Origin of the sequence: Solibacillus silvestris (assembly GCF_051967575.1) — a bacterium.
Lineage (GTDB): Bacteria > Bacillota > Bacilli > Bacillales_A > Planococcaceae > Solibacillus > Solibacillus silvestris_B.
The window spans coordinates 22,589-31,102 of sequence record NZ_JBQCJW010000030.1 but is presented as its reverse complement, the minus strand read 5'-3'; the positions used below and the strand labels follow the sequence as shown (position 1 = coordinate 31,102).

The window sequence follows — 8,514 nt, the reverse complement described above, 5'->3', positions numbered from 1 at the left end:
TCTACTTTTTCAGGGAAATGTTCTACTTTTCCTATGAATAGTTCTACTTTCCATGCGAAGGATTCTACTTTTGCTCCAGTATTTTCTACTTTTACTCCTGTTTGTTCCACTTTCTCGAGTGGAATGGCTAAGTCGGGGGCATAGTTCTACTTTTTCAGGGAAATGTTCTACTTTCTCTATGAAATTTTCTACTTTCCATGCGAAGGGTTCTACTTTTGCTCCAGTGTGTTCTACTTTCTCGAGTGGCATGACTAAGTCGGGGGCATAGTTCTACTTTTTCAGGGAAATGTTCTACTTTTCCTATGAATAGTTCTACTTTCCATGCGAAGGATTCTACTTTTGCTCCGGTTCGTTCTACTTTACCAGCCGCAATGGCTAAGTCTAAGTCTAAGTCTAGGGCGAGATTCTATTTTAAAATTGAGAAAGACGAAAAAAGCTCCACACAGCGATTAGCCATGCAGAGCTTAATGTTATTTAGTTTGTCTTGTTTCATTATATCTTTATAAAAACTTCGCTATCCCGTTTTTAATTACAAAATGATTGCCTAAATTTAATTGCGCGGAAGCCATTACTTTAGTATCAGGAGAATTTGCTGTTGTCAACGAATCTATTTCGGCCGTATCCGGGGTTGTTCCTGGAGGCTGGTCTCGCTTAACGGTATAATTAAACGTATTTTCCGCTGTTGTCGGATCCATACTTCCCCATGTGTTGCCGGCTTCATCTTTTAATACTAGATAAAATGTGACATCACCTTTGTCGACAAAATCAGTTGTTACATTTGCTCCAAAATCAATCAACCATGTTTGGGTTCCTTCATTATATGTCACATTTCCCCCTAAAGCTTCGAATGCCGTTCTCGCTTCGTCCGTTCCATATGGATTCGCTTCATTTGCATATACACTGAATTCCGGCAATCCGGTCATACTATGATCAATTTCCAATTCGCGTAAATTAGCGTCGGATGCTTTCACTTCCAATGTGAAGTTTTCGCTATCTGCCAAGTTTACTTCTGTCCCTTTAACCGGGAATACGCTCATCAATATCGGGGACTCCGTATCAACATTTTTCAATTCCGCAATCCGTGTTTCCAATGCCGACAATTTTGCAACATTATCCGCTTTCACCATGTTTTGCTGTACCATGGTCAAAGCATTATATAGGCCGCGCGCCTCATTCACAGCTGTTTCATCCGCCAGTGTTATATTCTCCGCTGTCGGGAGCGCTTCAATCGCCGCGTCCACCGCGATCACTGCCGTATCCGGTGTTGTTGGGCCCGGCTCTTGTCCTTTCAATTCCGCAATCCGCGTTTCCAATGCCGACAATTTTCCAATATTATCCTGTTTCACCATGTTTTGCTGGGCCGCTGTCAAGGCATTGTATAGAGCTCGCGCATTATTTACGGCTGTTTCATCTGACAGTGTTACACTATCCGCTGTCGGCAGTGCTTCAATTGCCGCGTCCACCGCGATTACTGCCATGTCCGGTGTCGTTGGACCTGGTGACGGATCTACTGGCGGCGGCGTCCAACTTCCTCCTGAATTATCGTTTCCTCCTGTACCTGGGCTTGGTGCTCCAGGGCTTGGCGTTATCCCGATGATCACATTTAAAATTTGCGAGGCAATCGCTGCATAGTTTGTAATGATTCCTGCGGCTGTTGAACCTGCTGGAATTACTAATTCATTTATTCTTAATCCAGCACTCACCGTAATTTCCGCGTCCGGATTATTTACAATTAAATTACCAACGACTCCTACAATGTTTAAGGCTAAATCCACTGCTGTTGTCACGAGGAGCTGACCAATCGTTGCATTTCCTGTAATTTCAAGGTTTACCGTTGAATCGACCGTTACTTTCGTGACAGTGCCATCAATGTTGACCATCGATACAGTAACCGCAATTGTAATTTCCGGAATTGTTGTATCTGATTCTATTGAAATATCATTGCGTTTCACATGGACATTTCCGGAATGGGTATTTTTCATTGTTAGCTTTGGACCTGTTTGACCGTCCTGTGCAAATCGATTATTTAATGATGCGAGAGCACCAACGACTGTATTATCCATAATTAAACTTCCCATTACCGTTGCACCATCAAATTCAACCGCTGTCATCACATTCGAAGTGACGGTTGCATTCCCTGTGACGGTCACATTTTTCACAGCTATATTGTCCGCATTGATCGTTAAGGAATCAATCGTTGCATTCGTATCAAAAACCGCCAATGAATCTGCTGTGCCTGCATTGTTTAATGTGATATTGCTTACTTTTGTAATTGCGCCATTTTCCACTGTAGCTGTAATCGCAGCCCCGGATAATGCTGCTTTGTTTGCTGATGTAAAAATGGATTTCACAGCGGCATTGAATGAATAGGCTGTTCCATTTACAGTTATCGCATCATTTGTATAATCCGCCAATTTGAAAGTGATCGTTTGTGCTTGTGGGGCTTCCGGAGTGACCGCTTTTTCCGCGCGGGTAATAAATGCCGCCATTTGCCCGCGTGTTACGTAGGAAGAACCATCAAATAACGTGGCGGTTTTTCCCGTTGTTACATTATTTTCATATAAAGCGGCGATTGCTTCTTTATAATCTGCACGAACATCAGTAAATGGCAAAGCATCAGAATTTAAAGCAGTTAAATTCAGGGCATTTGCGATAATTTTCGCTACATGATTACGCTCGATGTTGGCCCCTTGGCGGAAAGTGCCGTCTTCATAGCCATCAATAATGCCCGCTTGCTTCAATGCTGCAATCGCCCCGTAATACTGGTGCGTTGTCGGGATATCTTTGAAGTTCGGATTAATGACATTCGTTGTGTTCAAACCAAGTACACCTGCAATAATTTTTGCCGCTTGACCACGCGTTAAGTTGTGTCCGGGTTTAAAAGTACCGTCCGGAAAACCATTGATAATTCCACGGTCACTTAAACTTTTAATCGCATCATAAAATTGATGGGACGTCTGCACATCCTTAAAATTGCTTGCTGCAGAGGCGATGGGCGCGGCTACTACTACAGTGGAAGCAACGAGCGCCATCGCTGCAGTCGCTTTCAAATATTTTGATTTTTGACGTTTGTTCATAAAAGAATAAATACCTCCCTCATGTAATTTGAATTATTGCTGAATCACCAAAAGTCAATCAGCTTCAACAAACACCTAACTATGGATAGTTTCGAAAACACCAATGCTTCAGGCAATATTTAATGCAAGATTAATAGTTAATTTGTGTTACCGGGAAAATAAATCTTTCATCCTGAAACCTTTATACAACATCCTTAGTTCCCCAACTCCCGTTATTTAAACATTTAAAATATTTAGATTTTTACCATTTTCTTAGGTTAATAGCAAATAACTACAACGTTGGATGAGCGTGAATCAGCACTGATTAATCAAAAAAGCTTTATATAGCCAAAGCCATACAAAGCTTGATGCGCCCATATATAGAACAGAAATAGCTCTAGTCCTTTTTCAAAAAGGAGTTGCGTCGGTTAATTTCGTTTCGTGTTTATTCCCTATCCAGTTTACACTTTACTCAGCTCATCAATAAATGCAGATCGCCGGTAATATTGAATCTTCAACCGCTCCATTAACTCATTAGACCGCTCTGGATGACCGGCTAACTTCATTTTTGCAATAAGTTGTGCCACTGCCTTATATTGACTGTTGACTGCGATTTGCCGCCAGCTCTGCATCATCTAAAATCACCTGTGTAAACAGCTTCACCACTTCCCGATCATGATGGCCAGCTAGGGCGAGGGGGACGGTTCTCGCGGCTCACTGAAAATCCCTTTCAATCTTTAAATAGTGAAGATGACGGTCTGTTCTCTTTCCACTTATTCTGATTATGACTTACGATTCTAAATAAATCTTCGTCTCGATTAATATGGATGCCCATGGGAATTTTTCACCAATTCAGTGATTTCTTTTTCATCAATTGTAGCCTCTATTTCTTGCCCGTCAGATGTAATCAGCAAATAGACTATTCTATTTCTAAAAATTTCAAATTCCAAATAATTTACACGATCACTTCCAGCATATAACCTGTCTTTTGCTCAATAATTTGCTGGATTTGCTGCAGCTCCTCGGGTAATGGCTGTTCGGAAAGCTTTAATGCAACCGTTGCGCGATCCACATGCAGCGACGGGTTTTTCTTCACTTCCCAGCTTGGCGGAACCGTGTCCAATATCAATTGAATGATTTCGTTCTGCTTCGGCGACTTTGCATAAATAACCGGCATGCCGATTCGATAGGAGAGCTCCGTCAATTCAATTTCGTGGCGCTTTGCAATTTGCGGCGAAATGAAATGGACTTCCATCGCCTCCTGTTTCACGCCAGCCTTATATATCGTCAAGTTCCGCTCGGCAGCCCAGCGCTTTGCCTCCTCGATTGCCAAGTTATTTTCCATACGCGGTGAAGGGGTGCTTGCTTGGAACATATCGCTAGCTATGGAATTCTGTGCATTCGCCGATTCCTTTTGCTGCACATCAAACCCTGTCAGCTCCTTGAACTGTGCACATACCTCATCCGTAACCTTCTCTGACACAACCACTTTCTTCTCCTGTAAATGGATTGACGGAGATTGCACCGTTTGCCCTAACAGCCTGGATAATGCAGCTTGCAGCAAATCTTGGCGCACAGCGGCCGAAAAGACGACCGGCCAGCCTGTTGCAGCTCGCAGCACTTCGGCAATTCGGGCGCGTTCCTGCTTGGAAATGGCATCCGGGAAATCAAAATAAATCGTAATCTGCTCTTTCTCTGTGCCGATAAAGTCTGCGCCACAGCGAATAAATCTTGGATGTTCATCAAAATAGGCACGCACATGATCCAGCGCGTTATTGGCGTTCAAACGCAAGCCTTGAATCGGAAGCACCAAAGATAGCAGCTGTTCTTGAAGCTCTTTGCTAAATAAATAAACATTGCGCCCATCAGCATGTGATGCCGGTAATGCTTGTGCAACAAGCGCCACGGCAATTTGCTGCTGTATCGTTTGTGCACCGACAATCTGTACAAGTTCATCAAATGTGTAACTTCCTTCTGACAGGTTCGTCCAATCAAGCTCCAAAATGACCGGACGGCTGAAATTCAGCACTTCGCCTGTAACCGACTGCAGCTCAGTGATGGAACGGTTCCAATAGCCGACCATTTCCTTCACTTGCAGCAAAGTCAGCTTTATTTGCTTACCTTTCAATGTATGGCAAACAAGTGTATTTGTTTTCATGTGTGTCCCAACACATATCGCAAGCTTGCATGGATCGTTCGCCGCTTCCTGATAAAGTAATACTCCCCCGACTTTATCATTCAATGCATGATTCGGCTGCTGCCGGTAGCGCTTGCCGACGACGCCGCGCCCGGACTTCCGCTTCTCAAACGGATATTTTTCTCCATTTTCGACAAGCATCGGATTGAATTTTTCATCGATCAAATTCGAGAGCTGTTCACGCGCGGTATCATCCCCATGCACTAGCAATGTATAGGTCGGCTGCAATGTTTGGACAAAACGGTTCATCTCGCTCGCATCTGCATGTGCAGACAAACCGTATTTCCCGACACGGCATTTGACCGGATAGGCTACCCCCCCAAGCTCCAGCTCTGTATCAATACCATCCGCAATATTCAGCAGCTTCTTCCCCGGACTTTCCTCATCCTGATAACCTGTAATAAAAATCGCATTTCTGGGATCTGCTACTAGCTTTTGTGCATACCATGAGCTCGCCCCGCCGATGAGCATACCCGAAGAAGCGACAATGCAGCCGGGTTTGCCCTGTAAAATCATTTCGCGCTCTTTCGGTGTAACTGCCTTACAGCGTCCCTCTGTCAAGAAGGCATCGCCATTGTTTTTAATACGGTATGCTACAGGACCTTTAACATAATGCGGATATTGATTGTAAATACGGCTGATCGGTGTCACGAGCCCATCCACATAAATCGGAAATTCAGGAATCAGCCCCTTGTCCATATAATCCTGCAGCACGAGCAACACTTCCTGCGCACGGCCCAGCGCAAATGCCGGAATTAGCGCAAATCCCCCGTTTGCCACGACTTCCGCCACATCATGCGCCAACCGCGTTTCTTCCGTATGCCTGTCTGTATGTGCACGGTTGCCGTAAGTCGATTCCATGATGAGCACATCCGGATGAACATCATGTGGCACTTGAGCACCATGAATCGTCCGGCCTGCCTTAAAGCTTAAATCCCCTGTCACAAACAGCTTTTCTCCATCGCCCTCGATCAAGAACATGACAGCACCTAAAATATGTCCCGCCCGATAGCTTTGAATTTTCACATCCCCAAGATTCAACTGCCCGCTTGCCGGATACAATAAGAGTGATTGCAGTAAATCCGTCACTTGCCGCTCTGTATACGGAGGCAACGTATTGGTTTCCCTGCAGCGCTGCTCAAGCAATTTATATGAATCCCGCATCATAATATTCATTAAATCCACTGTCGGCGGCGTTGCATAGATTGGACAATCCGGATAAAGAGCATGCACAATCGGCAATGCGCCAATGTGATCGGCATGTGCGTGTGTTACTAGAATCACATCAAGTGTACCAATGCCTTCAAGCAGACCTAGCGCCGGCAAAGGATTGTCGCTATGCATACGCATCCCGGCATCAATCAGAATTTTCTTTCCGGCAATTTCAATAAATAAACAGGAGGCACCTACTTCATTGCCCCCTCCTAAAACTGTAATATTCATTACTTACTGCTCCTTTACACTTTTCCACCATTATAACACGGGGCGGGGGGACGGCGGGGCGAGGGGGCGAGGGGACGGTTCTCGCGACTCAGAATACCCCGATAATCTCCAATTAAAAAAGCCAACTCCTGAAATTAGGAATTGGATTTCTTGTGTATCTGGGCATGAAATTATGGAGGTTCATCCTATTCATTATTAAAAACTCTTTAGAAAGGATTATCTGCAGGCCATCCTTTATGTTCAGATGAATGTTCAGTTAGAGATATAATAGAACAGCAAATGAATATTATGAGGGGGGATGGTTGTAATATTTTTTACACTTTAGAATAAGAGTTGCAAAGTTCAATATTTTTCCATTACATTACAACTACTGCATAATTTGCATATAGTAGCATTCAGAAACGTTTCTTCAGTTTCTTTGTAAAATTCTGATGAGAGTAAAACATAAAATAAATCATATCATCATTTAAAATTACATGGGGTTGGAAATTTCCTGAGCTTGTACACATTACCTACGCGTATATCTCCTGTAATTAAGCTCGATTGATGAGGTTTTTTGAAACGCCTAAAATTCTTGCTATTTGACGTTGTGGGAGGCCTTTAATGGTTTTCATATTTCGAAGTAATGGATCTCGCTTGGATTTAGGTAAACTTTTTACTTGTGCAATAGAAAGTGAGCCAAGCATCTCTTTTATAAGCACCCGTGCATCGTCATCCGTTAGCCTTGTAGGTGCTTCCTCCTCATCTAAACAACTGTCTTCATTGAGTCTCTCATTAAATTCTCGAAATTTTTCAATTGCGACCGTTACATCTCGTGAAAACAAACGTAACGTCACTTGATGATCTAGAAAGTCGGAATCTATATGCCGGTAACCGTAATAACTCTGGCAACTACTCCATTTCCATTCTTCCATATGCCGAACGATTCTTGCCTTTATTGGATTCTGATGTATGTAGCGAACAACTGTTAAGAAATATTGTTTCGTCTCAACATCCTCACTCTTAAATCTGTCTTGGAAAAGATGGCCGGTAGTGAAGTATTTCCGATGATAGTATTGGACATAGCTAACACCGATTCGCTTCATCGTAACAGAAAGCTTTTCAATCCCTTCCCGTAACAGTAAATGGACATGATTATTCATCAAGCACCAGGCATACACTTTCAAATTTGCTTGTTGCTTGTATTTTTTAAGGGTTTCTAAAAATTGATACCGATCTTCCTCATCGTGAAAAATTTCCTGTCGATTGGCACCTCTTATCATGACATGATAAATTCCTGTCTTACTGATTGTCCTAGCATGACGAGGCATACCATCACCCCACTTTTTCATTTCATATTTTTCCAAAAAGTAGCTTTTCTAACAAAGATGGGGCAGAAGAACCGTCCCCATTACTCCCTCCCGAGCTTAATAAAAAACAGCAATAAAAGCAAATACATAAAAAGTATGGATATGGTGTCATTTAGGCTATTTAGATAATTTCAGCTCCCCAAAAAGCCCGGATAATTGTATAAGACGGTTCAAAAAATTTTAAATCATCTTAGCAAAACGCTCTCCCAACCATTAAAAATTGAAGCTTTTCAATTGATTAATTGATTCGTTAATTAATTTTTTATTGCTTGTATGGCTGGTATATAGTAATTTTCAAAATCAATATTCGGCCTTTACCACATGAAAAAGTCCCATGCAAGATACTCTCACATGAAACTCCTTCATTTCAATATACTTTATTCATGGGTCAGGAGAACCGTCCCCAATACTCATCGTATGCGTTCCCGGATTATATTGCAGTTTGATTTTTACCTGGCCTGCCACCGTC

At 42.8% G+C, this 8,514-nt stretch carries 4 protein-coding genes; all 4 read right to left on the bottom strand.

Annotated features, from left to right (window positions below; translation table 11 throughout):
* Positions 1-500: 500 nt before the first annotated feature.
* The 4 genes from ACTHOQ_RS15180 to ACTHOQ_RS15165 all read right to left on the bottom strand — a co-directional run bounded on the left by ACTHOQ_RS15180 (position 501) and on the right by ACTHOQ_RS15165 (position 8,042).
* Positions 501-3,077 carry an S-layer homology domain-containing protein gene (locus ACTHOQ_RS15180; protein WP_440496994.1) on the bottom strand — a complete coding sequence of 859 codons (2,577 nt, stop codon included), beginning with the start codon at positions 3,075-3,077 and terminating at the stop codon, positions 501-503.
* 440 nt (positions 3,078-3,517) lie between these two features.
* A complete protein-coding gene (locus tag ACTHOQ_RS15175) occupies positions 3,518-3,691 on the bottom strand; it encodes a hypothetical protein (protein ID WP_440496993.1) in 174 nt (57 codons plus the stop codon).
* 320 nt (positions 3,692-4,011) lie between these two features.
* Complete coding sequence (locus tag ACTHOQ_RS15170; protein WP_440496992.1) at positions 4,012-6,696, bottom strand: MBL fold metallo-hydrolase; 2,685 nt, start codon at positions 6,694-6,696, stop codon at positions 4,012-4,014.
* Between the two features lie 533 nt (positions 6,697-7,229).
* Positions 7,230-8,042: a transposase gene (locus tag ACTHOQ_RS15165; protein ID WP_440496991.1), complete on the bottom strand. Its 813-nt coding sequence runs from the start codon at positions 8,040-8,042 to the stop codon at positions 7,230-7,232.
* Positions 8,043-8,514 lie beyond the last annotated feature (472 nt).

Coding starts and splice junctions, on each gene's coding strand:
- ACTHOQ_RS15180 (WP_440496994.1), bottom strand. CDS start 3,077: ATGAACAAACGTCAAAAATCAAAATATTTGAAAGCGACTGCAGCGATG.
- ACTHOQ_RS15175 (WP_440496993.1), bottom strand. CDS start 3,691: ATGATGCAGAGCTGGCGGCAAATCGCAGTCAACAGTCAATATAAGGCA.
- ACTHOQ_RS15170 (WP_440496992.1), bottom strand. CDS start 6,696: ATGAATATTACAGTTTTAGGAGGGGGCAATGAAGTAGGTGCCTCCTGT.